At 41.3% G+C, this 26,279-nt stretch carries 24 protein-coding genes and 1 tRNA gene; 12 read left to right on the top strand and 13 right to left on the bottom strand.

The features are described 5' to 3' along the window. Positions 1-72: 72 nt before the first annotated feature. Both PTT44_RS02040 and PTT44_RS02035 read right to left on the bottom strand, forming a co-directional pair. Positions 73-1,134: a hypothetical protein gene (locus PTT44_RS02040; RefSeq protein WP_252726093.1), complete on the bottom strand. Its 1,062-nt coding sequence runs from the start codon at positions 1,132-1,134 to the stop codon at positions 73-75. Between the two features lie 79 nt (positions 1,135-1,213). Then, a complete protein-coding gene (locus PTT44_RS02035) occupies positions 1,214-2,455 on the bottom strand; it encodes a L,D-transpeptidase family protein (protein ID WP_168158115.1) in 1,242 nt (413 codons plus the stop codon). Positions 2,456-2,657: 202 nt separating this feature from the next. On the opposite strand from PTT44_RS02035, the gene hemE reads away from it, so the two are divergent. From hemE to PTT44_RS02010, 5 genes are all read left to right on the top strand, one after another. Next, positions 2,658-3,728, top strand: a complete 1,071-nt coding sequence (gene hemE / locus PTT44_RS02030) for a uroporphyrinogen decarboxylase (protein ID WP_062034002.1) — start codon at positions 2,658-2,660, stop codon at positions 3,726-3,728. Between the two features lie 36 nt (positions 3,729-3,764). After that, a complete protein-coding gene (locus tag PTT44_RS02025; RefSeq protein WP_171527505.1) occupies positions 3,765-4,562 on the top strand; it encodes a DUF817 family protein in 798 nt (265 codons plus the stop codon). Positions 4,563-4,706: 144 nt separating this feature from the next. Then, complete coding sequence (locus tag PTT44_RS02020; RefSeq protein WP_168158113.1) at positions 4,707-5,177, top strand: DUF3015 family protein; 471 nt, start codon at positions 4,707-4,709, stop codon at positions 5,175-5,177. Between the two features lie 69 nt (positions 5,178-5,246). Continuing rightward, the gene (locus PTT44_RS02015; RefSeq protein ID WP_168158112.1) at positions 5,247-7,130 is read left to right on the top strand and encodes an Lnb N-terminal periplasmic domain-containing protein; all 1,884 of its coding nucleotides are present in this window, start codon (positions 5,247-5,249) and stop codon (positions 7,128-7,130) included. A gap of 203 nt (positions 7,131-7,333) precedes the next feature. After that, a complete protein-coding gene (locus PTT44_RS02010; protein WP_168158299.1) occupies positions 7,334-8,710 on the top strand; it encodes a diguanylate cyclase in 1,377 nt (458 codons plus the stop codon). 56 nt (positions 8,711-8,766) lie between these two features. Here PTT44_RS02010 and PTT44_RS02005 read toward each other — a convergent pair whose 3' ends face one another. The 6 genes from PTT44_RS02005 to PTT44_RS01980 all read right to left on the bottom strand — a co-directional run bounded on the left by PTT44_RS02005 (position 8,767) and on the right by PTT44_RS01980 (position 13,875). Beyond that, a complete protein-coding gene (locus PTT44_RS02005) occupies positions 8,767-9,126 on the bottom strand; it encodes a cupin domain-containing protein (protein ID WP_125273255.1) in 360 nt (119 codons plus the stop codon). Between the two features lie 86 nt (positions 9,127-9,212). Further along, positions 9,213-9,761, bottom strand: a complete 549-nt coding sequence (folE, locus tag PTT44_RS02000; protein WP_171054237.1) for a GTP cyclohydrolase I FolE — start codon at positions 9,759-9,761, stop codon at positions 9,213-9,215. Between the two features lie 93 nt (positions 9,762-9,854). Further along, entirely contained in the window at positions 9,855-10,541 is a 687-nt protein-coding gene (locus PTT44_RS01995) for a Smr/MutS family protein (protein WP_004695682.1), read from the bottom strand. Positions 10,542-10,807: 266 nt separating this feature from the next. After that, on the bottom strand, positions 10,808-11,629 hold the full coding sequence (locus tag PTT44_RS01990; RefSeq protein WP_234964691.1) for an SDR family NAD(P)-dependent oxidoreductase: 822 nt from the start codon (positions 11,627-11,629) through the stop codon (positions 10,808-10,810). A gap of 30 nt (positions 11,630-11,659) precedes the next feature. Next, positions 11,660-13,303 carry a long-chain fatty acid--CoA ligase gene (locus PTT44_RS01985; protein ID WP_168158111.1) on the bottom strand — a complete coding sequence of 548 codons (1,644 nt, stop codon included), beginning with the start codon at positions 13,301-13,303 and terminating at the stop codon, positions 11,660-11,662. 77 nt (positions 13,304-13,380) lie between these two features. Beyond that, positions 13,381-13,875, bottom strand: coding sequence for a 2,4'-dihydroxyacetophenone dioxygenase family protein (locus PTT44_RS01980; RefSeq protein WP_168158110.1), 495 nt, complete (start codon positions 13,873-13,875; stop codon positions 13,381-13,383). 347 nt (positions 13,876-14,222) lie between these two features. Between PTT44_RS01980 and PTT44_RS01975 the strand changes: the two genes are divergently transcribed. Next, positions 14,223-16,904 carry a LuxR C-terminal-related transcriptional regulator gene (locus PTT44_RS01975; protein ID WP_168158109.1) on the top strand — a complete coding sequence of 894 codons (2,682 nt, stop codon included), beginning with the start codon at positions 14,223-14,225 and terminating at the stop codon, positions 16,902-16,904. Positions 16,905-17,016: 112 nt separating this feature from the next. On the opposite strand, the gene trpC is transcribed toward PTT44_RS01975, so the two are convergent. The 3 genes from trpC to PTT44_RS01960 are packed head-to-tail and all read right to left on the bottom strand — an operon-like array spanning position 17,017 to position 19,487. Further along, entirely contained in the window at positions 17,017-17,823 is an 807-nt protein-coding gene (trpC, locus tag PTT44_RS01970; protein ID WP_168158108.1) for an indole-3-glycerol phosphate synthase TrpC, read from the bottom strand. Positions 17,824-17,839: 16 nt separating this feature from the next. Next, positions 17,840-18,886: an anthranilate phosphoribosyltransferase gene (gene trpD, locus PTT44_RS01965; RefSeq protein ID WP_005400478.1), complete on the bottom strand. Its 1,047-nt coding sequence runs from the start codon at positions 18,884-18,886 to the stop codon at positions 17,840-17,842. 16 nt (positions 18,887-18,902) lie between these two features. Then, entirely contained in the window at positions 18,903-19,487 is a 585-nt protein-coding gene (locus PTT44_RS01960) for an anthranilate synthase component II (protein WP_168158107.1), read from the bottom strand. A gap of 842 nt (positions 19,488-20,329) precedes the next feature. Here PTT44_RS01960 and glnA point away from each other — a divergent pair. From glnA to PTT44_RS01930, 6 genes are all read left to right on the top strand, one after another. Then, complete coding sequence (glnA, locus tag PTT44_RS01955) at positions 20,330-21,745, top strand: type I glutamate--ammonia ligase (RefSeq protein WP_005400480.1); 1,416 nt, start codon at positions 20,330-20,332, stop codon at positions 21,743-21,745. 90 nt (positions 21,746-21,835) lie between these two features. Continuing rightward, on the top strand, positions 21,836-22,111 hold the full coding sequence (locus tag PTT44_RS01950) for a hypothetical protein (RefSeq protein ID WP_168158106.1): 276 nt from the start codon (positions 21,836-21,838) through the stop codon (positions 22,109-22,111). Between the two features lie 82 nt (positions 22,112-22,193). Further along, entirely contained in the window at positions 22,194-22,679 is a 486-nt protein-coding gene (locus PTT44_RS01945) for a chorismate--pyruvate lyase family protein (RefSeq protein ID WP_168158105.1), read from the top strand. Continuing rightward, the gene (gene ubiA / locus PTT44_RS01940) at positions 22,676-23,557 is read left to right on the top strand and encodes a 4-hydroxybenzoate octaprenyltransferase (protein WP_168158104.1); all 882 of its coding nucleotides are present in this window, start codon (positions 22,676-22,678) and stop codon (positions 23,555-23,557) included. Before PTT44_RS01945 ends, ubiA begins: the two co-directional genes overlap by 4 nt. Before the next feature lie 107 nt (positions 23,558-23,664). Beyond that, positions 23,665-25,005 carry an alpha/beta hydrolase family protein gene (locus tag PTT44_RS01935; RefSeq protein WP_168158103.1) on the top strand — a complete coding sequence of 447 codons (1,341 nt, stop codon included), beginning with the start codon at positions 23,665-23,667 and terminating at the stop codon, positions 25,003-25,005. A gap of 99 nt (positions 25,006-25,104) precedes the next feature. Beyond that, positions 25,105-25,335, top strand: a complete 231-nt coding sequence (locus PTT44_RS01930; RefSeq protein ID WP_168158102.1) for a hypothetical protein — start codon at positions 25,105-25,107, stop codon at positions 25,333-25,335. A gap of 1 nt (position 25,336) precedes the next feature. Here the strand turns inward: PTT44_RS01930 and PTT44_RS01925 are convergent, their stop codons facing one another. Both PTT44_RS01925 and PTT44_RS01920 read right to left on the bottom strand, forming a co-directional pair. After that, positions 25,337-25,801: a DUF2726 domain-containing protein gene (locus tag PTT44_RS01925; RefSeq protein ID WP_168158101.1), complete on the bottom strand. Its 465-nt coding sequence runs from the start codon at positions 25,799-25,801 to the stop codon at positions 25,337-25,339. Between the two features lie 56 nt (positions 25,802-25,857). After that, a tRNA-Asn gene (locus PTT44_RS01920) sits at positions 25,858-25,933 on the bottom strand. Positions 25,934-26,279 lie beyond the last annotated feature (346 nt).

Raw genomic sequence — 26,279 nt, 5'->3', positions numbered from 1 at the left:
TATTTGTCGCTAAAATAGTGAATTTGCAATGTTGCGTTTCAATATTGAAATGATGCAACACATATTCCAGCCTCAGTCTAAATCACAATACCGTACACGGAAATCTTTCCAGACGTAGTTTTTGCCTTGCGCATATTCAGCTAAAAATTGTTGATGTAGCTTCGGCTGCTGTTGCATCCAGTCATTGCCCCATTTCACACCGAGCGGAGCCGCTTTGTCTTTAAAAACAAAATAGTCATCGAGGCAAGTACTGCTTTCAACGGAGAGTGGTACATCTTGATCATCGAGATAATTTTCATAGTTAATCGAGTTGGGGGGATTCTTTAAGAACACTTTGTCATTGGCGGTGAGCAGAATTTTTTGTTCAAAGTGCTTCAATTGACCTTGTCTGTATTCATAACGGGTTTCAACATTATAAGGCTGCACGGTTTGGTAGTCGCCCGGGGACTTGGTGCTGTATTCAAGTATTGCATGATTATAATCCGATGAGTCTTCATCCCATTTGGGGCCAAAACTCATCCCATCTTCAATGGCTGGAGCCACAAATTGCACGCGGTGGAGCTGTTTGCCATTCGTGTCGATTTCAATAATTTCATAGCTGTATCGGTAGCGATTGTTGGCATAGATGGAGTTAATGGCTGCATTGGCTTTTAATTCCGTAGGGGTATAGGCATAGCGAGTACGAAAGATCAGTGCGAGATGTTTAGCCACAGGCATAATCGAAAACAGCTCATGATCTTTGACGGTGCTGTTGAGTTGGGGTTGTAGGGTGATTTTTTCTCGATTTTCAGCATAAGCCTCGCCTATTGAAAAAACTGCCGAGTGGGGCGGGTTTAAATAAAGCAGTTTAGGCTTTTGCCCTGTTCGAATCACGTAATAGTGAATTGGAGATTTGCCTGCGATGACGTAATAGCGTGCATTCAAAAGTGGCTCTCTGAGACTGTCTTGTTCTGGAATGTATTGGGGATGGCGGATTTTTTCATGATCATCCAGACTGTCAAATGGATTGTCAGATTCCACCACATAAGCAGAAGCATCCACGCTGGTCACGATTTCTTCATCTAATTCGGCAAAGCTATAAGGTGAGAAAAACAGTAAGCAGGCCACGGGCAGTATTATTTTTAAAGCGTTCATCGTCATTCTATGTTGTTGTAATTTAAAAAGGTGCTCTCAAGAGAGCACCTTTTATAGCGTAAATACCTTAGAAAGCCAATTATTCTAAGAATTTAACCGTAACACCTGACTTCACTTTTTTGCCAAGATCATTGGCATCCCAGTTAGTCAAACGGATACAACCGTGTGATGCTGTTTTAGAAATAGCAGAAGGGTTTGGTGTGCCATGAATACCAAATGATTTTTTGCTTAAACCAATCCAGATATTCCCTACAGGACCATTCGGACCCGGTGGTAGAGAAAGTGGTTTTAAGTTTTTACCTTGTACAAAGTTGCTAGGTGAGTAGCTATACCAAGGATTTGGCGCAACACCAGTGACTTTATAGGTACCCGTTGGTGATGGAGTGTCCGAGCTACCAATGGTTGCAGGGAAAGAACCGATCATTTGGTTGCGGCTGTTAAATAAATACAGCTGTTTTGCACCTTTGTGCGCAACAATCAAGTGAATGTCTTCTGGCACTTCATTGCGGATATTGGCCACAATAATTTTTTCGCCCGCTTTTTTGAAGGTTGCTTTTGGATTTAACTTCTGCAAGAAGTCTTCATCCATATGGAACTTTTCACCTAGCATTTCAGTCACACGAGTGTAGTACAAACCTTTCATTTTGGCTTGTAGTGCATAATCGCGTGGAATTGATGCAGCATAAGGACCTTTTAGGTCTGCTTCGGTAATGGTGTATTCAATAAATGCAGGTTTAGAACCTTGGCTTGCCATTAGAGCATCCCAAGTTTCTTTGGTTAAGGTACCTGTTGCTTTTAAGCCGCTCATTTGCTGGAAAGAGGCAATGGCTTTGAGGGTATTTTTACCGCTCATGCCATCAATTGCACCCGGAGACGCATGCGCATTATTCAACATCACGTGAGCACGTGCATAGACAGGGAATTGGCCTTTACCAATATTGTCAAACCATTCTGCACTGTTTAAACCATTTAATGTCCACGATGCTTTAGCCGCAGCAGGATTGGTCGTTGTGGTGGTCGGTGCAGTGGTGGTTTTGCTTGGTGCAGCACCAACGTCAGCTGTTTTATCTTCAGATTGTTCAAGTTGATCTAAAGTTTGCGAAGCTTGGTTTAAGTCTGCTTGTTCTTTTGCTGTAATTTGGCTGTTTGCAACCGCAGTAGAAGCTGAAGCGACATCTGTTGCTAAAGGATCAATGGGATCTTGAACTGAAGTATCAATGATCTTTTTTGGCGTCAAGGGTTGTTCAGTAGTAGATGCAGCAAACGCTGTACCAGCAAGAATGCAACTTAAACTCATCGCGAGTATTGTGCGAACGAACATGTAATTCAACCTTAAGAATTATTCATTTACAAAGTAAAAACTAGTGAAGTATTACAGAAAAAAGATGGAGATGCAGTATTTGTTTTGTGTAAATATTCGTTTGCATCTTTGTCCTGATCGAATTTTAGTGTTATGAGAAGTTATTAAAAATTCGACCTTTTTGTTATGATGGTGAGCAAATTTAATTGAGATGGGAAAGTAAATGACGACGCTTAAAAATGATCGTTTTCTACGTGCTTTATTACGTGAACCTGTAGATACCACACCCGTCTGGATGATGCGTCAAGCAGGACGTTATTTACCTGAATATCGTGCAACCCGTGCTCAAGCGGGTGATTTCCTTTCGCTGTGTAAAAATAACGAATTTGCGTGTGAAGTAACTTTACAGCCTTTACGTCGTTATGAGCTCGACGCAGCCATTTTATTTTCAGATATTTTAACTGTACCCGATGCTTTGGGTTTAGGGCTTTATTTTGAAGCTGGGGAAGGGCCTAAATTTCATAAAACGGTTCGTACTGAACAAGATGTGGCGAATTTACCTAAGTTTAATGCTGCATCTGATCTCGACTATGTGATGAATGCGGTCAAGACGATTCGTTCAGCCTTAGGTGGACAAGTGCCTTTAATTGGCTTTTCAGGCAGTCCTTGGACGCTGGCAACTTATATGGTTGAAGGCGGTTCGAGCAAAGATTTCCGTTTCACCAAACAAATGATGTATGCGCAACCTGAAGTTTTACATGCGCTACTCGATCGTTTGGCTGATGCGGTAATTGACTATCTCAATGCGCAAATTGATGCAGGTGCTCAAGCCGTACAGATTTTTGACAGCTGGGGCGGGGCATTGGCGCACCGTGAATATTTAGAATTTTCTTTAAAATACATGCAAAAAATTGTTGCAGGTTTAAAACGTGAAAATGAAGGACGTAAAGTTCCCGTCATTTTATTCACCAAAGGTGGCGGTCAGTGGTTAGAGCCAATGGTGGCAACAGGGGCAGATGCTTTTGGTCTAGATTGGACGACGCCATTAAATGTGGCTCGCCAAACGGTGGCTGGCCGTGCGGCACTGCAAGGCAACTTAGACCCTGCAACATTATATGGTTCGCATGAGACCATCGTGAAAGCCACCAAAGCCATGTTAGATGATGCTTATGCAGGCGGTGAGAAAACGGGTTATGTTGCAAACTTAGGTCACGGTATTACCCAGTGGGTTGATCCTGAAAACCCGAAAGCCTTTATTGATACTGTGCATGAATACAGTGCCAAATATCTCTAAGTTTCACAGCTTCAATTCAATTAGGGTTCATGCGTGATCACGATTTTAAAATCATGTTTTGAGTTCTCATCTAAGGCAGCTTCGGCTGCCTTATTTGGGATATTACTGTTATTGGCTTTTGCCTTCACAGCCAGTATGGGGAATCAGGAATATTTCGGTTTTTTCCGTTATGACTATCTACTGTTTTATGCCGTACTGATACAAGTTTGTCTGTTGTACTTAAAACTCGAGTCTTGGGCCGAAGCCAAAGTGATTGCGTTATTTCATGTGATGGCAATGGTGATGGAAATCTTTTTGACCCATCCGCAAATTGCATCTTGGCAGTATCCGCATCCCGCCGTGTTTAAAATTCTCACCGTGCCGTTGTTTGCAGGTTTTATGTATTCGGCTGTAGGCAGTTTTTTTGCGCGCTCATTGCGTCTCTATCATGTTTCTTTTCAGCACTTGCCCCGTTTCTCCGCCATGCTGACATTGGCGGTGTTGTCTTATATCAACTTTATGTCCAAATTTTTTGTTCCCGATATTCGTTATCTTTTGTTTGCATGGAGCATAGTGCTGTTTTGGAAAACCAAGATTGGCTTTGAATTACAGCAGCACCGTTTTCAACTGCCGATGTTACCCGTACTTTTACTGTTGGCTTTTATTATTTGGATTGCGGAAAATATCAGTACGTTTTACCAAATCTGGCTGTACCCAAGTCAAGTCGATGCATGGCATATGGTCGGTTGGGGTAAGTTGGGTTCTTGGTATTTATTGCTACTGCTCAGTCTGGTGTTGGTGTTAAAGATTTTAGGGAAACGAGACCTACGTGGCAGTTGGTCCTTATACCGCTAGCACATTTTTAAATATTCACTTCACTTTAGTATAAATTGTTTTGCGTTATGCGCTTGTTACCGCTATCTTACAAGGGTGTAGCTCAAAATACACACAATAGGAACAATAAAAATACTCGGAGATAATCGAGTCTGGAGAAACCTTATGTTGAAAAAAATAGCATTGGCTGCGGTTTTGGCTGTTGGTTCTACCGCTACATTTGCAGATAATGACGTCGGTTGTGGTATTGGTTCACAAATTTGGGCTGGCCAGTCTGGTAAAGTCGCTAAAATTTTAGCGGGTACAACCAATGGTCTTTTTGCTAACCAACTTTTCGGTATTACCTTTGGTACTTTAGGTTGTAGCGGTACAGGTACTGTGACTGCTCAGGCAGTAACATTTACCAACGAAAATGCGGAAGCATTGGCGCGTGATATGGCAGTCGGTGAGGGTGAAAGTCTGAATGTCCTTGCTGAATTACTCAACATTCAATCTGGTGATAAAGCACGTTTCTTTGAAGTTTCTAAACAAAACTTTGCAAAAATCTATTCAGCTGAGAACCAAGATGCGCTTCAAGTATTAGCATCTTTACAAGCAGTCATGGCAACGGATAGCGTATTAAAAGCATACGTTTAATTGCACCATAAAACCCTGCCATTCAGGCAGGGTTTTTCATATCTAAAAAAGAAGAATAGCTAACACTGCATGAAATCTGTTGTCCTCCTCTTTAGTGTGCTATTCAGCACCAGCATCTTTGCTCAAGCACCTAGCTCAGCAGAGTTTTATATTGAAAAAGCACAGCAGCTTAAGCTTGCCTCAAATGTGACTTGGCAACGTTTGATGTATGCCAATGTCTCAGGACAAAGTGAAGTCACCTACCGTCCATTTTTTTATAGCGAACACGGACAAACTCAGCTCAAACAAGAGCTTGATGCCAATATTGCAGCACTTTTTATCCCAGCCGAAGCCAATCAATCGATTCAGTGTCGCTTTCCGGCACGTTCAAAATGGCTCATAGGACAACTGAATATTGCATCAAACCAACTGCCTAAAGCCTCATGTCCTGAGCTGGATGAGTGGCTTGGGCAAATTAAGCCGTATAAGGCGACTTTAATTTACGCCACGGACTTTATGGGCAATCCCAGTTCGATGTTTGGGCATACCCTGTTAAGGCTCGATCCTAAAGACCAAAAACAGCTGAACTTAGTCTCTTATGCCGTGAATTACGCAGCGACAGTGGCCAATAGCGACAGCTTTTCTTTTGCATGGAAGGGCTTAACTGGGCAGTACCCAGGTGAGTACTCACTCATGCCGTACTATCGAAAAGTGAAAGAATATGGTGATTTGGAAAGCCGCGATTTGTGGGAATACGAGTTAGCCCTGACGCCAGAAGACACCAAAACCATGGTTGAGCATATTTGGGAACTCAAGCATGTGCAATTTCCTTACTATTTTATCAGTGATAACTGTGCCTATCGTTTACTGGGTTTAATTGATTTGGTACGGCCAGAGGTCAACCTACAAAAACAATTTAAAACCGCTGCGATTCCTGTTGAGACTATTAAGGCGGTTGATGAAAACCATCTAATCGCAGAAAGTGTTTACCGTCCAGCTTTAGAAACTCAGTTGTTGGCACAAGCCAAACAACACGGACAAGCCTTGGCAGCGGCTGCACATCAGGTTGCGCAACTTGAACCTGCTCAAATGCAGGATTATTTGAATCGCTATGCTTTGGTGGATCAGGCGCGTATTTTAGAAATGGCCTATGACCATGTGTATTTACAGTTAATTGCACAAAAGATTGCGGCAGAAGACGCCCAACCGCGTATTCGACAACTGCTGGGTTTGCGGAGTCAGATTGACTTGGAAAAGCAGCGTCAAGTGGTCGAAGCGCCAAAAGTAGATCCGGTAAAAGGTCATCATGCGCGAACTATTCAGCTTGAAGCAGGTGAAATACAAGGTGACACTTATTTCCGACTGAGTCATCGTCAAGCCTACCATGACTTGATTGACCCGCAAGGCGGTTTCCGTTTGGGTACACAGCTTAAGTTTCTAGACGGCAGTCTCGAATACCGTGATGATCGACTAAAACTGCAAGAACTAAATGTGCTGGAGGTCAATGCCTACAGTCCACTGACTGCCTTTAAAACACCATTAAGCTGGGGTTTTAACATGGGTTGGCAACAAGAGGCACTAGATCGAGATGGTACATTTAGTGAACAGGATCAACACGGCGTATTTAATCTATCCAGTCAGTTTGGCTATAGTGTGGCAGATCAGGCACGTCAACATTTATGTTATGCACAATTGCAAAATCATGTTCAAGCAGGCAAAGCTTTAGAGCGAGGTTGGCGCGTGGGACTTGGGCCAACGGTAGGCTGCCAGAACATCTGGAGCGAACATATCAATAGTTTGGTACAGGTCGAGCTGCCATATTGGGAAGATAGCCATCAATGGCAAGTCAGACTGAATACTCAGTTGCAATATTTATTCAATCAGCAAAATGCCTTGAGGCTTCATTGGCAGTATCAACAGCAAAAAGGAAAAGATTGGGATCAGACGGGTCTGAGTTATCTCCATTTCTTTTAGTTCGATCCTCTTTTCAAAGCCCCATTAATGGGGCTTTTTTTATGGAAGTCATTGCTGTTAAAACAACCAAACGTGAGCTTTACTTTTTATAAAGCGCTGAAAATGAAAGCTGATGGTGAAAATAAGTATTGAAATTTGTTATATTAATCACATAAATGTCTAGTAAGTCTCAAAAATATATAAATAGGTAAGTCTTATGAATGATGAATGATGAATGCATGGCTAAATTGGCCGAGCAATGGGGGAAAATTTGCCAACATTATTCAGTGAATGATCACGTTAAAGCGCAAAATTTTATTCAGCAGCATTCGTCTGTATTGGTCAATGAATTTTATAGCAATATTGTCTTGGAGCCTGAGGCTGCAGATTTCTTTAAAGATGACATCATTCAACAACGTTTAAAAAACAGTTTAAACCAATGGCTCATTGAAAGTTTCGACGTGGCTGTGAATGAAGCTTATTATGCAGCAGTTGAAAAACAACAAAAAGTTGGGCAGGTACATGCGCGGGTGGGCATTCCTTCTTGGTTGATCATGCGTGGTATTCGTGAGATTGAAAACAAGATCTTGGAACTTTTGGCTGGACTTCCGCTAGAAAATAACCACCACATGCTGAGTTATATGCTGCAAATTATGGGTTTTGCGACAGAAATTATGTGCAGATCCTATGAAGCCAATACCGAGCGGAGCCATGAAGTTAAGCATAGCTATCGTTTATTTTCTGCAATGCAAGATGTCGCGGTACAAAAAGATAAGCAGCGTAGCATTTTGCTCGACTGGGAAAATGAGTTGATGTTCAAAGTTTTCTCCGAGCATCCGCAGTTGCAACATATTGCTTTGTCTAAGTCGGAATTTGGTCTATGGTTTGTGCATAAAGCAGCGTATGCCTTTACGGGTGCAGAGCAGGTGGAGACCATTATCAGGCTGATTCAACAGGTCGATACCCTCAATTTTGACGTGCTCGACTGTCAGGATCAGGCTCAGAAGGTAGAACGCATTCAGGAAATTCGTGATGTGAACCGACAGATCCAGCATTTGGTCGATCAACTGTTTCAAGTGACTGAATATATAGATTCAGGCAATGACTCTCTGACTCAGCTGTTAAACCGTCGTTATTTAAGTACGATTGTGTCGCGTGAAATTAATTTTGCCCGTAAAAATGATGCAGCGCTGAGCCTATTGGCAATCGACGCGGATTATTTCAAGCGTATTAATGATAAGTATGGGCATACCGCAGGGGACTTGGCACTGCGTTTTATTGCTGAAGTCTTGTTAGATGTTGCGAAGGGCAGTGACTATGCCTTCCGTGTCGGTGGCGAAGAGTTCTTATTGCTGTTGGTCGACAGTGATCTCACGCGTGCTTTACAAATCGCTGAAACGATTCGCATGCGGATACAGGAAACCCCAATTCGTACCGCTCATGGGCAAAGTTTTAGTTTTACCGTCAGTATTGGCTGTACGGTTTATAATGGTCATCCTGACTATCAGCGCTTTTTAGACACTGCCGATTCGGCACTCTACGCCGCCAAAAATAAAGGGCGTAACTGTATTCATATGACTGAAAAAGTGTTAAGTGTTTAAATCTCAGACTTAAACACGAACTGTTCTAAGACGTTTCAAATCGGTTGTTGAGGTGCTTATACCTCAACAATCACATAGTATTTTTTTACAGCTTCAATCACTTCAAATGTGCCGATAAAACTCGGTGGAATAATTCCTGCCTGACCTGCTTTGACTTCAATGAAGTTTTGAGTGTGGGCATCATGAATACGGATGCAGCCTTCCATCACTTGAAAGAATTCTTGTTTATTGTCGGCAAATTGAATATTCCATGAGCCAACTTCACAGTGCCAAATTCCGCAGCCCATGTGTGGGTGTTCATATAGACTATAGGTCTGGCGCTGTGGATTGCCTTGAACCAAACGGTCTGGACGTGGAAAATCAATACTCTGTTCGCCTTGGGTCAAACCATGACCTGCTAACCAAATTGCTGACATTGCGTATTCCTCTAAACAAAAAATGAATCGTTCAATGATATATGCATAAAAAAAGCCCCAACAGAGGTTGAGGCTTTATGTTTCAATTAATAGCTTTCAGGGACTGCACTTAAAAACTCACGACGCTCTTCTTTATTGGTTTTAAAGTCACCAATAAAGGAAACGGTACGTGTAGTCGATTCTTGCTTGCCGACGCCGCGCATCATCATACACATATGTGCAGAATCAATCATAACTGCCACGCCACGTGCACCTGTCACTTCTGCAACCGCTTCTGCAATCTGCTGCGTCAGGTTTTCTTGAATCTGTAGACGACGTGCAAACATTTCGGTGATGCGTGCAAATTTAGAGAGTCCAAGGACATTACCTTCAGGTAAATACGCAATATGTACGCGACCATAAAAAGGCAATAAATGGTGTTCACAGAGTGAATAAAATTCGATATTTTTAACCAGCACCATTTCACGGTTGTCCGATGGGAACACCGCATTATTGGTCACTTCTTCTAAGCTTTTGCTATAACCAGACGTTAAATACGAAAAAGCTTTAGCAGCACGCATAGGCGTATCGAGGAGACCTGGACGGGTTAGGTCTTCACCAACGGCAGTTAAGATGTTAGCGTAGGATTGCTGCATAGACATAAGACGTGTTCACTTACACTGATATTGAACAAGGACGGCATTGTAGCAGAAAACTATTCCAATGCCTTATTTTGGACAAAAATCCGATTACTGTTTAAACTTTGGGTTCTTTTCAGCACGTTTTAGCAACACTAAAACTGCACCTGTACCACCTTGCTTCTCTGGCGCACTCACAAAAGCCAGCACATCGCGGTGTTGACGCAGCCAACCATTCACATATGTTTTTAAAATGGCTTCCGGACCTTTGCCGTGCACAATTTTAATGACATTTTGATTTTCATCTTTGGCCATTTGAATGACTTGTAAAACTGCGACACGGGCTTCTTCAACGGTGCAACCATGCAAGTCGACTGCTTCAAACCAACGAATGTTACCCGCTTTTAAATCTTCAAATACTTTGTGTTGTAGTGTAGCAATGCGATAACTGAGCGCGGCTTGGCTCGCTACAGGGTTGAGCATCGCTTGAGTATCGGACAGCTCAGTTGCATCGGTATGCATTGGGCCTTCAGCCGCTGCACGTTTTGCTAAAGTTTGCGCATCGATTTTTTTCTTTGGATTTTTTTCTATTTTGGCAATGTTCGCGGTCTCCATCTTTTGGACACCTTGCATTTGTTTTTGGAACAACGCGAAATCATCTTCTGGCTCGGGCGGAGCAACTTGAGCTTGGGCCTCAGACTGTTTGATGGCAGTCGAATGCGGGTTAGTGATTTGCTTTTTAAAGTCTTTCAGTAAATTAAACTGCTCTTTAGAAAGCGAGGAATCATGTTTGCTCATAAGGTCAGAGAAATACGCGAAATAAGGAATTAGGTAACAATTATAATCTGGTTTTGTTTTGATTTGAACTGAATTACTCTCATTAGGGAAGAGTAAAAGCCTGAACACAATATGGCATCTAATATGTTGAATGGTGTGTAAAAGAATTATTGTTACAGATGCGCGTAAAACAGAAAAACCCAAGTAAACATACTATCTAGAACAGACAAATGATTTACTTGGGTTTGGACGGGACATAATTATTATGTCCTTAAGTGAGGACTCACTTAACTTGCACGTAAATTACTGAGAATTTTATCTAGTTTTTTGTCAATTTGACCGCGGTATACATCTGGTATGACACGTGAAATCTTAGTCAAAATTCGCAGTTGTGCGCCTGGAATGATCATAAACTGAGAAGAGAAAATACCGCTGTAAATTTCTTGACAAGCTTTTTCAACAGGCATACTACCACCCAACTGTTTTAATGCAGCTGTTACAGGTGAGCCATTTTTACGTTCTTCAGTCACCAGCGGCGTGTCTACTTCTGGTGGGCAAACCACGGCAACGTCAATTTTCTCACTACGCAGTTCCATGCGGAGTACTTCAGCCAAACCAATCACACCAAATTTAGATGCGCAGTAACCCGTATAACCATAGCAACCAACCAAGCCTGCAGCTGAAGCAATAAACACGATTTTAGGTGTTTTACCTTGCTGAACAGTTTGTTTTAAATAAGGTAAAGCAGCATGTGCAACGTTACGGCTACCGACAAGGTTAATATTAATTTGGCGTAAAAATTCTTCAGAACTCATGTCTTCAAAAGATTTCGCAATACTAATACCAGCAGAATTAATCAACAAGTCGGGCGTACCAAATGTAGCTACTGCTTCTGCAAATTTTGCATCTAGGGTGCTTTCGTTTTGCACATCGACTTCAAAACCGCAAACCGCTGGAGAACGTTTTTGTAAGTCACCAATCGCTTGTTCAATACCAGCATGGGCGAAAATACACACTTGGTAGTTATCTTTAAGTAATCGCTTGGTTAGTTCAAGCCCGATACCGCTACTACCACCTGTGATCCATGCTGTTTTCATATTCTTTTTCATCTCAATATCCTTATGAGTGTTTCGAGTTAGTTAAACGGATTCAACCGTTTTATTGTTGATAAGTACATCACCAAATTGTGTGCGGAGTTCTGCTTTCACAATTTTTCCTGTGCCATTGACTGGCAGTGCATCTACAAAAATGACTACGTCCGGAATCTGCCAGCGTGCAATTTTATTTTCAAAATAAGCTCGGGCTTCATCTTCAGTGAGTGTTGAATTTTCCTGTTTTACTACAATTAAGATTGGACGCTCGTCCCACTTTGGATGACGTGCTGCAATTGCGGCAGCCATGCGAATTTCAGGATGTCCAACTGCAATATTTTCAATTTCAACCGAAGAAATCCATTCACCGCCTGATTTGATCAAATCTTTAGCACGGTCACAAATGGTCATATAGCCGTCTGCATTTAATGTTGCAATATCGCCTGTATCGAACCAACCATCTGCTGTGGTGGCACTTTTTTCTTGGTTGAAGTAATGATCAACAATCCAAGGCCCGCGGATTTGAAGATTACCTTGAGTATGACCATCGTTTGGTAAAGGATTTAGGCTATCGCCATCCACAATGCGAAGTTCAACACCAAAAGGTGGGCGACCTTGGGTTAAGCGTAGTTTTTCAAAGTCTTCAGTGCTTAAAGCTGAATGTTTTGCTTTAGGTTGGTTGATGGTGCCAAGCGGGCTGGTTTCAGACATACCCCATGCATGAATGGTGTCACAAGCGTAGTTATCTTTGAAATCACGAATAATCGACGGCGGGCACGCAGCGCCACCTACAACATTGCGGTTCATACTGTCTAAGGTTGTGCCGCGTTTTTTTGCAGTAGCAAGTAAACCTTGCCAGATGGTTGGTACACCTAAAGCGATGGTTACTTTATAGTCATCAATTAAACTGGCTAAGCTATCACCATCCAGATTTGGCCCCGGAAGGACAATAGTACAACCTACCATTGCTGCTGAGTAAGGAACGCCCCATGCATTCACATGAAACATTGGTACGACAGGCATCACGATATCTGATGCAGACAAGTTGAGTGAGTCTGGGAAACACGTTGCCATGCTGTGTAATAGTGTTGAGCGGTGACTATAAAGTATGCCTTTCGGATTACCTGTTGTGCCTGAGGTGTAGCATAAAGAACTAGGTGTTTCTTCGTTAAACTGTGGCCACTCAAATTTATGAGATTGATCTTGAATTAATTCATCATAGAAAATTACATCGGGTAGAGCAGCTGCAACTTTTTCGTCACGTGTGCCATAACAGATAAATTTTTCAACGGTTGGGACTTTACCTTGAATCGCTTGGATTAATGGTAAGAAGGTTGAATCAAAGAAAATGGCTTTATCTTGAGCATCATTAATGATAAAGATGAGTTGCTCAGGAAACAGTCGAGGGTTAATTGTATGGCAAACATAACCACTACCTGAAACAGCATACCATGTCTCTAAATGTCGATGGTTGTTCCATGCAATAGTCGCTAGACGATCACCTTGCTGTAGATTAAAAGAGGTGAAAGCATTTGCTAAGCGTTTAGAATTTTGCTGAACTTGTAGCCAATTAGTCGTTGTAATTTGACCATTCACTTCACGTGAAATAATTGAGGTATCAGAGTGGTACTTTGCTGCATGCTCGATTAAATTACTAATCAACAAAGATTGATGCATCATTTTGCCAAACATTTCATTCATCCTTGGAAGCCGTTTTTTTTAATATATAAGGACTCTCAGGGTTTACTAAAAGTCCTCAAGGTCTGAGCTTATTTGTCGTTAAATGCGACTTCTGCACCTGGCTTAATATAGCTTGGCAATTTTTGACCAGTTTGTTGCGATACAGCAATTAATGTACGCTCAATCCAGCCTGCATCCATAATGAACATGAGTGAATCGTCGTCATTTAGATTCACGTTGGCCCCTTCAACAATGATGAAGCCTTCAGCACCTTCAGGGGTTGATAAGGTATGGATAGAACCAGCTGGTTCGAATAAATAGCTACCGGCAGTTTGAACATCTTCAGGATATTCAACATAATGCCATGAACCAGCAGTTGTGTAGAAATGTACAACACCTGTGTGGAAGTGGCGTGGCATTACAACGCCAGCATCAAAACGAGCGTAGATAATCCATTTACCATTGTCAGGATCTAAAAAGCATGGTGTAACATGCACGCCTGGCAAAGCATTTTGAATTTCACCTTCTTTGATGTTGATAGTTAATAAACGATCTTGATGTTTAATAGATTGTGCAATACTCATGACAAACTCCTTGTATGTCGTTATTTCAGAATGCGATACCATGTATGGGTATCTAATGTTTCCATGTCTTCGAGCATAACAATGTTTGAATGAATACAAACCACTCGAAAGAATGGATTTAGAATTGTTTGAGAATTGTGCGAATGAATAGTTTAAAATATATATTTGAAATCATGATTTTGATTCAATATCACATTGTGTCATAGCCAGCCCTCTACTAATTTATAGGCGATTGGAGTATTGAATAAGCATAAGATTATGGTTGAACATGATTTTGTGAGTAATGCAAATTTCAGGGAAGTGAAGTTTGCGAATGTAGTTGAATAAAAAAGATTGGATGAGTAAAAATGCAAGTGTTGAAGACTAAACTTAGTCGTCCGAGCATGATGAATGACAGGGCAATGCAACGTCCTTTGTTGTTAAGTCAGATGGTAGAGCATTGTCAGTCTTCTCTAGTATTTATTCATGCTGCAGCGGGTTATGGAAAAACCACGTTGATGTATCAACTAAGTGAAGCACTATTAGCTCAAACTAAACAAGTAAGCTGGTTAACTATAGATAGTGATGACAACGATCCCATTCGACTATATCAGTATTTACGTTTGGCACTTTTGGGATCAAATGCATTGTATGCGGTTGCACATGGGCAGATTTATAAGCAAAACATTATTGAATTAACTCAGAAAGTAGCAGAAATTGAAGCCGACATCGTTTTATTTATTGATGAATTAGATGCGTTGGAAAACCAAGAGTGTTTAGATATTGTTTGGTGGTTATATCAGTATTTACCTAGTAACTGTCATTTGGTGATTTCTTCAAGGATCAAACCCAATTGGAGTTTTACTAAAGAATATTTATCAGGTCGTTTAAAGTGGGTGACTGAAGCTCATCTCAGTATTAAGCCACAAGAAAGTAGGGAGCTCATTCATTTTTTGCATCAGCAAAACTTTGATGACATTACCCTAACAACAGAATTAGCTGAACAACTGATTGATAAAACTGAAGGTTGGCTTACAGGAATTCAACTCACCAACTTATATTTGAAGAATTACCATGATGCTGCATCCGTTATTCAAAGTTTAAGTGGTGTGCATACGCAGATAGTCGACTATCTGAGTGAACAAGTCTTTGTGCAGCTTCCACCAAGTGTCCAAATATTTTTATTACACATGAGCGTGCTGAAAAAAGTCAATTTGCCCTTGGTACAAGCAGTGACAGAGCACCCACACGCACAGAGCTTTTTGGGCGAGATTCAACAACGTGGTTTATTTATTTTAGCCATCGACGAGCAACATTATTGGTACCGTGTACATCATTTGTTTCGTGAGTTCTTGGAAAACCGATTTAAAGCGACTGACATAAAACAGTATGAGCAAGCACACCACAGAGCCGCGCTTTGGTATCAAACACAAGGTTTCCTAATGGAAGCTATCTATCATGCGCAGCAAGCACATGATCAAGTTATGGTACTAAGGTTACTCGAAGATGTGAGCCGAGAATTGGTTTTAGATGGTCGTGTCTATACTTTACTTGAGCTGGTGAAGCAGATACCTGAAGATGACCTTGGAGAGCATTTTCACTTACTGTACGATACGATTTGGGTCTGCTTATTGACCCATCAAACTGCGCTTGCAAATCATTATATTCAGCTGTGGGATACAGTTAAATCAAGTGAAAATTTGAAATTACATGATGATCAGCACGGGCTTGCCCCAATGCTTGCATTGCTCGAAGATGAATTACCTAAAGCCTATACGCTAGCACAGAAAAACTTACTGAAACTACCTGAAACAGCATATTTTACCCGAGGTCCTTTGATTGGTATTGGAGTGTTGTACCACATTTGTTTAGGGCACATTACTGAAGCAAGAAAACTGTTGATTCAAACCCGAGCAACATATGTACAAGGTCATAACGCATACGGCTTAATTTTTACTGACTGCATAGATGCTACCTGCGAACGTTTAATGGGTAATTTAAGTTTAGCCGAAGAAAAGTTTAATCAAATTGGTAAAGGGCCTGATTATCAAAAGCTTAAAATAGATCAAGATAACCAAATTGCTGTTGATGCGATTACCAGCAGTTTGAAAGCTGATTTGTATTATGAAATGAACAAAATCGATTTGGCTGAACAGGCTCTAGAAAGCTTTAATGGTGGCGCACAACTGGTCATTCCAGACATGGTGATTATTGGCTATGTTTTACAGTTTAAATTGGCACATTTACGTGGTGATATTGCCGCAAAACAATCTTGCCTCACTCAGTCACAAATTAAGACTACTGACTGGTCAATTCCACGATTGGCTCAGACCGTGCAACAGGTTTATGAGCATCAAATCTTGTTAGATCAGATCTCTCCGGGCACTGAGCATGATTTGGATTGTGCTGCAGATATTCTAGACTCAGCACCAGTGAAAAATATTACTAATCTGCTCATTGGTGATGACTTACTTATTTACCGAGAACTGATTTTATGTGGAAAAATAGAGCAGGCCTTGCATGGGTTGAAACAAGAAGCTCAGCAATGCAAAGTCTATCCTTTACGCCAAATTCGTATTCAGCTTTTACAAGCTTTAGCATTTTATCATTTTGATCAACAGCAACTGGGATTAGATTATTTGCAAAAGGCTTTGGTTGCTTTGATGCCGACTCAGGCAGTGCGGATAGTTCTAGATGAAGACCCTTTAATTTGGGATATGTTAAGTCATTTAAGTCAACATTTAAGTCGACAGAAGCAAAAGCATACAGTTGTATTATTGGATTATATTCAACAACTTCAAAAGCTTAATCAAGTTGAAGACAGCGATGACGTTTTGATCGGTAGTTCTGGCATTGAGGCCTTATCAAAACGTGAAATACAAATTTTAGAAAAATTAAGCCGCGGTTGTACCGATGCTGAAATATCTGAGTCAATCTTTTTGTCCATCAATACGGTGAAATGGCATCTACGTAAAATTTATAACAAGTTGCAAGTTCGTTCTCGAATGGAAGCGGTGAATGAAGCCAAGAAACAGGGTTTAATTGAGTAATTTAAAATAGAATTTTTTATGTGTTGATGTTTAACAAGATAATCAACGGCTTTTTGAAAGGATATATCGCACAGTATTCAGGGCAAGGGCATGCCTTACCCTGAATATGCCATTAAAGTGATTTAGGTGTTCCAAACAGCTCAGTAAAGGCGTGGTCTGGACGCGGCTGCTTCATAAAACTTTCACCGACCAAGAAAGCATGAATGTCATGCTCTTGCATCATTGCCACATCTGCAGGAGTCGCAATTCCACTTTCAGTCACCAGTAGACGAGGTGGTTCAAGCAGTTTTTTCAAACGAATCGAGGTGTTTAAATCCACATCAAAGGTTTTTAAGTTGCGGTTATTGACACCCAATACGCAACGCTCAGATAGACGTAAAGCACGTTCAAGTTCTGCTTCATCGTGTACTTCAACCAAGACATCTAAATTCTGCTCAAAAGCCGTTTTAGACATTTCTTCGAGTTGTTGATCTGACAAGCATGCCACAATCAGAAGAATACAGTCGGCATGTAAAGCACGTGCTTCAATCACCCCATAAGGGTCAATCAGAAAGTCTTTGCGTAATGCAGGCAGGGCACAGTGAGAACGTGCAATTTGAATATTCTCATCGGCACCTTGGAAAAAATTGACATCGGTTAAAACCGATAAACATGCTGCACCTGCAGCTTCGTATTGCTGCGCGATTTCAGCAGGATCAAAGTTTTCACGAATGATGCCTTTAGATGGTGATGCTTTCTTAATTTCAGCGATCACACCCGGTTGTTTGCTCAGTAAAGACTTTGCAAAACCACGTACAGGAGTTGCCTCAAGTGCCCATTCTTCCACATCTTTATAGCTACGTTGTTTGAGGCGTGCAGCAAACTCTTCCTGCTTGCGATCCACAATTTTGCCTAAAATCGTATTTGCGATATCTACCATGACAAAATCCTGTCTATCAAGCGTCGTATTGTTTAAGGGTTTTGCTGAATTCAGCAAGGATGCTCATCTTTTCTAAAGCTTGTCCGCCGTAGATGATGTCATGTGCTAAAGCCACGCCTTGTTTATAACTGGTACAAAGTCCAGAGACATACAGACCAGCACCTGCATTTAAAGCAATCATATTGGCTGCTTTTTCGCCTTTATCAGATTTGTTTTTACCTAAGGCATCTTTAATTAGGCTTAAACTTTCAGCAGAATCTTGAATGATTAAACCCGTTAAAGTTTGCGATTCGATCCCAACATCTTCAGGTTGAATCTCCCATTCGGTGACTTCGCCATTTTTGAGTTCAGCCACATAGGTGCTTGATGCAAGGCTAATTTCATCTAAACCATCTTTAGAATGAACCACCATGACATGTTCAGCCCCCAGTTGTTTCATCACTTCTGCAATAGGACGGCATAATTCAGTCGAAAACACCCCAATCACTAGACGTTTTACTCCAGCCGGATTCGTAAGCGGGCCAAGTAAATTGAAAATACTGCGAATGCCTAATTCACGACGTGGGCCAACCGCATACTTCATCGCTTTATGATGATTCGGGGCAAACAAGAAACCCACACCCATTTCGCGAATACAACGTTCAGTTTGTTGCATGTTTAAGTCAAGTTGGATGCCTGCTTGCTCTAACAAGTCCGAGGAACCCGATTTGGTTGAAACACCACGGTTACCATGTTTAGCAATGGTTGCACCTGCCGCTGCAATCACAAAAGCAGATGCAGTCGAGACGTTAAATAAGTTCTGACCATCACCACCTGTACCGACGATGTCGACTAAATAAGGCACATCACTGACATCAATTTTGATGGCAAACTCGCGCATGACACGAGCCGCTGCGGTAATTTCATCAATACTTTCACCTTTTAAGCGAAGACCCATCATCAGTGCACCAATTTGGGCATCTGTTGCTTCACCATTCATGATGGTGCGCATGACGTCTTCCATTTGCGGCTGCGTCAACTCAATGTTTTTAGTGATGTTATTTAAAGCTTGTTGCATATTCATTTTTCACTGCACTCATTTATGCGTAAATTTCTAAAAAGTTCTTAAAGATTTGATGGCCATGCTGACTCAAGATTGATTCTGGGTGAAATTGCACGCCTTCAACGGCAAGCGTCTTATGCTTTACACCCATGATTTCTTCAATTGAGCCATCTGCTTCATTGGTCCAGCAAGTCACTTCTAAGCATTCAGGCAAGCTTTCTTGATCAATCACCAGTGAGTGATAACGCGTTGCTGAAAACGGAGAAGGGAGGTCGCTAAAAATGCCTTTATTCGAATGGTGCATGTCAGACAAACGCCCATGCATCACTTTTTTGGCACGAATGATTTCGCCGCCAAAAGCCTGACCAATGGCCTGATGTCCTAAGCACACCCCTAATAATGGAATTTTTTCAGCAAAATGCTGAATGGCTGGAATGGAAATTCCTGCTTCCGAAGGTGAGCATGGGCCAGGGCCAATCACAAGATACTTAGGTTGCCATCGCTCAATATCCTCCAATGTCACGGCATCATTACGTACTACTTTTACTTCTTGATTTAACTCGCCAAAATACTGGACGATGTTGTATGTAAAAGAGTCATAGTTGTCGATCATTAAAAGCATGAGCTTAACCTATTGAAATTTATGCACATAAATGTGCTTGAAGAGTCCCGTAGTATTCGTGCGATTACATTATAAAGCTATAAGTAAATTATTTTTCTCATTCAATGACTTGAATGGAGGCACAAAACCGAAATTATCATAGCAAAAAATACACAGCTAGGGCGCGACATTTTTTTTCGGGCCTAAAAATTACAATGGGTTTTGTTACTAACTGATATAGAGTTTATGAATATCTCAGATTCAAATCCTAACGAGAAACCTCGTGGACTATGTGTAAATGTCATGAAGCATGCACATTCAAGGAGTATAAAAGAATATCTCTTAATGCAGTGAGCCAAAAACTCCCCTAATGTCACCAAAACAGAGCATATTTTTTTGCTTGCTCACCTCTGAGATGTCGGCTTTATATTTAGTTTGAAAGGAGAGGTTTTTTGTTTTTTAAAAATCAAATAAAAACAGTTGATTACGCTGCTTATATTTGATTTAAGGTATATCGCTCGCCGTGATATGAGGTGTGGAAGTCAAATCAAGGCGAAAATAACAGCTTAAAAAGCGCTCTAATTTATAAAAAACGGGTGTAAATCGACCCGTAATATTTAAAAATGCACTATTATGATCCACACTCAAAATCTTTTAGATTAAATGTGAAGAAGCGTGCTTGAATATGGTGCATTTACTTTTTAGCTCAGTATAATAGAGCCAAAGCAAACAGCTTAAAACTGTTATTCTGATAATGAATTCAATATTTTAGCTAAGCTTTTTAAAGTTGGTACGGTAATTGCTTTAGAACAACCAACTACTAACACGCACTAAAGAGTGCAACAAAAATTCATCGGAGCAAAATGAGCATGGCGAACAAGGTCCTACAACTCATCCAAGAAAGTGGCGCAAAATGGGTCGATTTCCGTTTTACGGATACTAAGGGTAAAGAACAACACGTAACTTACCCAGCAGATACTATCGACGAAGATACTTTTGAAGACGGTAAAATGTTTGATGGTTCTTCTATTGCTGGTTGGAAAGGCATTGAAGCATCTGACATGATCTTACGCCCAGATGCTGCAACTGGTTTTATCGACCCGTTCTTCGCTGAGCCTACAGTAGTTGTTACTTGTGACGTTATTGAGCCATCAACAGGTCAAGGTTACGACCGTGACCCGCGTTCGATTGCTCGCCGTGCTGAAGAATACCTAAAATCGACAGGTATTGGTGATACTGCATTCTTTGGTCCAGAACCAGAATTCTTCGTATTTGACGAAGTAAAATGGGAAATCGATATGTCTGGCGCGCGCCATACATTGATTGCTGAAGAAGCTGCTTGGTCAACAAACAAAGACTACGAAGGCGGAAACTCTGGTCACCGTCCACGTGTTAAAGGTGGTTACTTCCCAGTTCCTCCAGTTGACTCTTCACATGACATGCGTGCTGATATGTGTGCGCGTATTGAAGACATCATGGGTCCAGGTCGTGTAGAAGTACACCACCACGAAGTTGCATCTTGCCAATTAGAAATTGGTGTAAGTTTCAACACAATGGTTCGTAAAGCAGACGAAGTACAACAGTTCAAATATGCGGTTTGGAACGTTGCGCACCAATATGCAAAAACTGCGACTTTCATGCCTAAGCCAATGGTTGGTGATAATGGTTCTGGTATGCACGTTCACATGTCAATCTCTAAAGATGGCAAGAACTTGTTTGCTGGTGATGAATACGCTGGTCTTTCAGAAATGGCGCTTTACTTCATTGGTGGTGTAATCAAACACGCTCGTGCATTGAACGCAATTACGAACCCTTCTACAAACTCGTACAAGCGTTTAGTTCCACACTTCGAAGCGCCGATTATGTTGGCTTACTCAGCACGTAACCGTTCTGCTTCTATCCGTATTCCTTACGTTTCTAGCCCTAAAGGCAAACGTATCGAAGCTCGCTTCCCAGATCCAATGATGAACCCGTACTTAGGTTTCGCTGCATTGTTAATGGCGGGTCTTGACGGTATCCAAAACAAGATTCACCCAGGTGAAGCAGCTGATAAAAACTTATACGACCTTCCTCCTGAAGAAGAAGCGAAAATCCCTACAGTTGCGCACAGCCTAGATATGGCTCTTGAAGCGCTTCAAGCGGATCATGAGTTCCTTCTTAAAGGTGGTGTATTCACTAAAGAAATGCTTGATGCATATATCGAACTTAAAACTGAAGAAGTGCGTCGCTTGAACACGACAACTCACCCAGTTGAATTTGATATGTACTACAGCTTGTAATTCTGAACTGAATTTCACTGTAAAAAACCCGCGCTAGTCGCGGGTTTTTTTGTATCATCTGTTTAACTTGAAAAAAAATTGATGAGAGTAATGGCACAGCGTAATAAGCACACCAGTTTTTATCCTTGGATTGACCCTAAAGATCATGACAAAGGATTTAAGCTAAATTTTTCGATGGTGACTTATATTGAAGTTGGTCGCACCCCTGAAGGTTACAAGCAGGCAGAATTTGTTGCATTGAAAAGCCCAGAGTTAGCTCTGGATTATGATTATCCTCAAAGTTTTTATTTGAGTGCTGAAGGTTTTATTTTGGTGAAAACTCCGCAAGGTAAATTTGAAACCATTGCAAAAACAGATAATTGCTAAAGATTGATCTTACAATCAAATACATTCTTCATAACTCAAAAAGCGTTTAAGCGCACAGTAAATCAATGGTACAGGTAGGCTTATGCAGCAGATTCCAGCTGAACTGAAAACATGGTTATATGCTTCAGGTTCACTTACTCAGCAACTGACGGATTTGGCTGATGGAGTGTTTAGGGTTCAACCGACCAAAGAACATTTTCAGCGTCTTCAGTTTATCGATGCAAAATGGATGGGCATGCCGTTTCAGCATACGTCATGGGTACGAGAAAGTTTTTTATATGGCAGTGATGTAGAGCCTTGGGTCAAAGCCAAAAGCATTTTCCCGATCTTAAGTTTGCAAGGCCGCGCACGGCTTTTTAAACATATTGGTAAAAAACCGATTGGTTGGTTCTTGTTTCAGCGCACCAATCCAGCATGTGAACGCCGCGTGATTTGGCTAGAAGATGGCTGGACTAGACAGAGCTGTTATACTTGGCACGGCTGCAAGTTTATTGTTCAGGAAACTTTTTTAGCGAGTTTTGAGCAATTTTTGCAAAAGCAGAATTCAGCATCTGAAGGACAGTTATGACAACTGCGCATCAAATTACTTGGCGTGAACGTTTAGAAGCCTATTATTATTTATGTCGTTTTGATAAGCCTGTTGGCACAGAATTGGTGTTTTGGCCTACCATGTGGGCATTGTGGATTGCAGCAGAGGGCATACCGCCCATTGGTATTCTGATTCCGATGGTACTTGGCACTATATTTATGCGTGCGGCTGGGTGTGCAATTAATGATTTTGCTGATCGTAAAGTCGATGCGCATGTAGAGCGCACTAAAACGCGGCCTTTAGCAACAGGGATTATCACGGCTAAAGAAGCCATTTATGTGTTTCTAGCTCTAGTCTTTGCTAGTGCTTGTATGTTGTTGTTTCTACCGATTGAAACATTCTATTGTGCTTTAGGTGGGCTTTTTCTCGCATTTATTTATCCTTTCATGAAGCGCTATACCCATTTGCCTCAGGTTGTTTTAGGCATGGCTTTTTCGTGGGGAATTCCGATGTCATTTACGGCCATGGGTAAGCCATTAGATTTAACCTGTTGGTTGCTGTATTTTGGTAATCTAGCTTGGACTGTGGCATACGATACTCAATACGCGATTACCGACCGTGAATATGATTTAAAAATTGGGGTGAAGTCGACAGCCATTTTGTTTGGTCGTTTTGATATTCAAATTATTTCACTTTTACAGGCGATGAGCGTGGTTTTGATCGGTGCGGCACTTTACCTTGAAAATTTATTGATGCCATTGGGTTTAATCGCATTGCTTGTAGTCGTGGCAGATTTTATTTATCAATGGTCAAAAACCAAAGACAGAGATCCACAGTATTGTTTTTGGGCATTCCGTCACAATCGTTGGGTGGGATTCATTATTTTTACTGGAATCTTTTTAGAATTAATTATTTAAAGTGATTTTTTGGTTGAAAAGCGTCCTATACAGGGCGCTTTTTTTATGTCTTAATAAAACGGCATGTAGTTTCATGCTTAAAAAAACAACGAATAAAAGGATATTTTATGAAACGCTCGAAAATAGCATTAGCCCTTACAGTTGCCGTTTCAATGCTGTCTTTAACTGCTTGTAATGACGATGATGATTCGCCCGCTTCAAATCAAAAACAGACTTATGTTTCTGAAAGTGCCTATTCAGAAGACACATTAACCACTGCAGCTTCTATTAAGGTAATGACGTATAACATGGAAAATGTTCAAGGTCAGACCGCTAAAGCAACGGCGTTGGTGATGTTCCCTAAAGTAGCACCGCCTACAGATGGTTATCGTGTTGTGGTTTGGGAGCATGGCACGGTTGGGGTTGGTGATAGTTGTGCACCAAGTAATAATATGATTCACCCGCGTTTTAAAATTTTAGCAGATAGTCTACTGGCTGCTGGCTATGTGGTTGTTGCGCCAGATTATGAAGGTTTGGGCACACCAGGGATTCATCCATATTTAAACTTATCTAGTGCTGCGAAGTCAGCGCTTTCTGCTGTGCAAGCGGCAAAAGATCATTATGGTAAGCAGTTGAATGGTGCGTGGATGTCTGTGGGGCAATCTCAAGGAGGGCATGCCTCATTAGCGACCGCAGAATACGCAAATACAGATGCAACCTATAAAGGTGCTGTGGCAGGTGCACCAGCTTCGAGTTTGGGCAAAATTATTCTTGAGGTTGCGCCTGCTGCATTGGCAGACATCGAAGCACGTGAAACGGCAGCTAATGTCCCTTTAGCATATCGAACATCAGTGGATACTTATGCAACTTTATTGGCTTATGCAGCGTTAACAGGGGTGGGTATTAAAGCGTATGAGCCGCGATTTAATTATCAAGATATTTTCCAATCACGTGCCAAATCTTTAGCTGAGTTTGCAGAAGGTTCAACAGGGGATAATGGTCTGTGTTTAGATAATGATAATGACCCAAGTCTAAGTCTAATTAATAAGTTTAAAGATGATATTATTCAGTTTATGACAGCAAATCCTGATAAAAAAGTTATGGATTATCCAGGTTTGGATACCAGTGTGTTTGCGACCAATCAGACCGTGAAAAACTTCTTAGTAAGCAGTCAGCCTGGGACTAAACGAATTGATAAACCAGTCTATGTAATACAAGGCACAGCAGATACAAATGTACCCTATCCAATTACCCAAGCTTTGGTTGCAAACTTGAAAACATTGGGTTCACCAGATGTGACACTTGATCCAGTTATCGGTGCATCTCATACCCAAGCCATAATTTGTCGGAATGCGGAGGCTGTAGACTTTATTCAGACCCATATGTCTGCGGGTACGGGTATTGTACTAACTGATGCACAAAAAGATGCTAGCACCAATGAAAATTGTACAGGTATAGCACCGACATAAAATTAACCATTTAAGCAGAAGAAAGAGCCTCATGATTGAGGCTCTTTTTTTGTTATAGTATTGGCCCATCAAAATCTAGATATTGGAAATAGGCTGGCTATGACGAAATCAACTCAAAAACTAACGCCAAAAGTGATGTTTTTGGCGAGTCTTGGTATTGTGATTCCATTGCTTATTTTAGGGATTGCTTTTTTAGCGGTAAAAAGCGATGCAAAAAACCAAGCGGAGTATCAGCGTATTAAGGAAGAGCAACAACAGCGTATTCAAGAAAAGTTGGCTACCGAAAAGCAATTAACACTGCAGGAAGCGAGCAGCGCAGTCTCAAAATAATTCAAGCACGCATTGCAGGCGTGATACCAATGTGTTTATGCAGTTGGCGAATGCTTGGAATTTCAGTAAAACGCAGAACAATGTAACCTGCTTCATTGAGCATGGCATCACGTTCTGCATCTTCTTGTTCCTTGCCGATATGGGAAGGATCATCAAGTTCGATAATCACCACGACGGCCAATTGTTCATCTAATAAAACGAAATCGGTGACTTTGCGGTTAAATTTGGCCCGTATTTTATAGTGGTCACTGGTAATCAGTGAGCTAAATGAAACTTGAGCTAGAACATGATGGCGTGGGAAGGCTTCTTTTAAGCGAATAAACATTTTACGTTCAAACGGCGTAATGACGTGTTTGGCATAAAACTTTTGCTTACGGCGAAACAGGTCAGGGTAAACCATCATCACTAGTGTAATAGTGGCAAAGCAGCCGATGATAAAAAAGATGATTTGACTCAGATTGAACACAATATTTTCTAGCGCAAAGAAAAAACCCACTCGCATGGAGTGGGTTTTTAGAATTTTGGCTCTCCAACCTGGGCTCGAACCAGGGACCTGCGGATTAACAGTCCGTCGCTCTACCGACTGAGCTATTGGAGAATCTGCACGCATTCTATGTGGCAAAGCTCAAAGGGTCAAGTCCTTGGCCTGATATTTTTATATAATCTGCTTTAAATGATTTAAAAATAAACGGTTTAGCTTTTATTGGTGCGATTTGATTCAGCCAGAGACTTTTCATGAAGATGTTTTGGGGTATTCAAGCTGAGAAGGGCCTGTATGGAAAGCTGCTTTGGAGTGATTTTGAGAGATTGGTTTTACGTATGGGTGAATGTCATTTTTATAGACAGAAAAAAGCCCAAGTCATAATGCTTGGGCTTTTTAAAATTTGGCTCTCCAACCTGGGCTCGAACCAGGGACCTGCGGATTAACAGTCCGTCGCTCTACC

The organism is Acinetobacter sp. Gutcm_16 (assembly GCF_028649355.1).
Classification (GTDB): domain Bacteria; phylum Pseudomonadota; class Gammaproteobacteria; order Pseudomonadales; family Moraxellaceae; genus Acinetobacter; species Acinetobacter johnsonii.
This window is presented reverse-complemented; position numbering and strand designations above follow the sequence as displayed.

Excerpts from the sequence above, each read along its gene's own strand:
- PTT44_RS02040 (WP_252726093.1), bottom strand. The coding sequence starts at position 1,134 with ATGAACGCTTTAAAAATAATACTGCCCGTGGCCTGCTTACTGTTTTTC.
- PTT44_RS02035 (WP_168158115.1), bottom strand. The coding sequence starts at position 2,455 with ATGTTCGTTCGCACAATACTCGCGATGAGTTTAAGTTGCATTCTTGCT.
- hemE (WP_062034002.1), top strand. The coding sequence starts at position 2,658 with ATGACGACGCTTAAAAATGATCGTTTTCTACGTGCTTTATTACGTGAA.
- PTT44_RS02020 (WP_168158113.1), top strand. The coding sequence starts at position 4,707 with ATGTTGAAAAAAATAGCATTGGCTGCGGTTTTGGCTGTTGGTTCTACC.
- PTT44_RS02015 (WP_168158112.1), top strand. The coding sequence starts at position 5,247 with ATGAAATCTGTTGTCCTCCTCTTTAGTGTGCTATTCAGCACCAGCATC.
- PTT44_RS02010 (WP_168158299.1), top strand. The coding sequence starts at position 7,334 with ATGAATGATGAATGCATGGCTAAATTGGCCGAGCAATGGGGGAAAATT.
- PTT44_RS02005 (WP_125273255.1), bottom strand. The coding sequence starts at position 9,126 with ATGTCAGCAATTTGGTTAGCAGGTCATGGTTTGACCCAAGGCGAACAG.
- folE (WP_171054237.1), bottom strand. The coding sequence starts at position 9,761 with ATGCAGCAATCCTACGCTAACATCTTAACTGCCGTTGGTGAAGACCTA.
- PTT44_RS01995 (WP_004695682.1), bottom strand. The coding sequence starts at position 10,541 with ATGAGCAAACATGATTCCTCGCTTTCTAAAGAGCAGTTTAATTTACTG.
- PTT44_RS01990 (WP_234964691.1), bottom strand. The coding sequence starts at position 11,629 with ATGAAAAAGAATATGAAAACAGCATGGATCACAGGTGGTAGTAGCGGT.
- PTT44_RS01985 (WP_168158111.1), bottom strand. The coding sequence starts at position 13,303 with ATGTTTGGCAAAATGATGCATCAATCTTTGTTGATTAGTAATTTAATC.
- PTT44_RS01980 (WP_168158110.1), bottom strand. The coding sequence starts at position 13,875 with ATGAGTATTGCACAATCTATTAAACATCAAGATCGTTTATTAACTATC.
- PTT44_RS01975 (WP_168158109.1), top strand. The coding sequence starts at position 14,223 with ATGCAAGTGTTGAAGACTAAACTTAGTCGTCCGAGCATGATGAATGAC.
- trpC (WP_168158108.1), bottom strand. The coding sequence starts at position 17,823 with ATGGTAGATATCGCAAATACGATTTTAGGCAAAATTGTGGATCGCAAG.
- trpD (WP_005400478.1), bottom strand. The coding sequence starts at position 18,886 with ATGAATATGCAACAAGCTTTAAATAACATCACTAAAAACATTGAGTTG.
- PTT44_RS01960 (WP_168158107.1), bottom strand. The coding sequence starts at position 19,487 with ATGCTTTTAATGATCGACAACTATGACTCTTTTACATACAACATCGTC.
- glnA (WP_005400480.1), top strand. The coding sequence starts at position 20,330 with ATGAGCATGGCGAACAAGGTCCTACAACTCATCCAAGAAAGTGGCGCA.
- PTT44_RS01950 (WP_168158106.1), top strand. The coding sequence starts at position 21,836 with ATGGCACAGCGTAATAAGCACACCAGTTTTTATCCTTGGATTGACCCT.
- PTT44_RS01945 (WP_168158105.1), top strand. The coding sequence starts at position 22,194 with ATGCAGCAGATTCCAGCTGAACTGAAAACATGGTTATATGCTTCAGGT.
- ubiA (WP_168158104.1), top strand. The coding sequence starts at position 22,676 with ATGACAACTGCGCATCAAATTACTTGGCGTGAACGTTTAGAAGCCTAT.
- PTT44_RS01935 (WP_168158103.1), top strand. The coding sequence starts at position 23,665 with ATGAAACGCTCGAAAATAGCATTAGCCCTTACAGTTGCCGTTTCAATG.
- PTT44_RS01930 (WP_168158102.1), top strand. The coding sequence starts at position 25,105 with ATGACGAAATCAACTCAAAAACTAACGCCAAAAGTGATGTTTTTGGCG.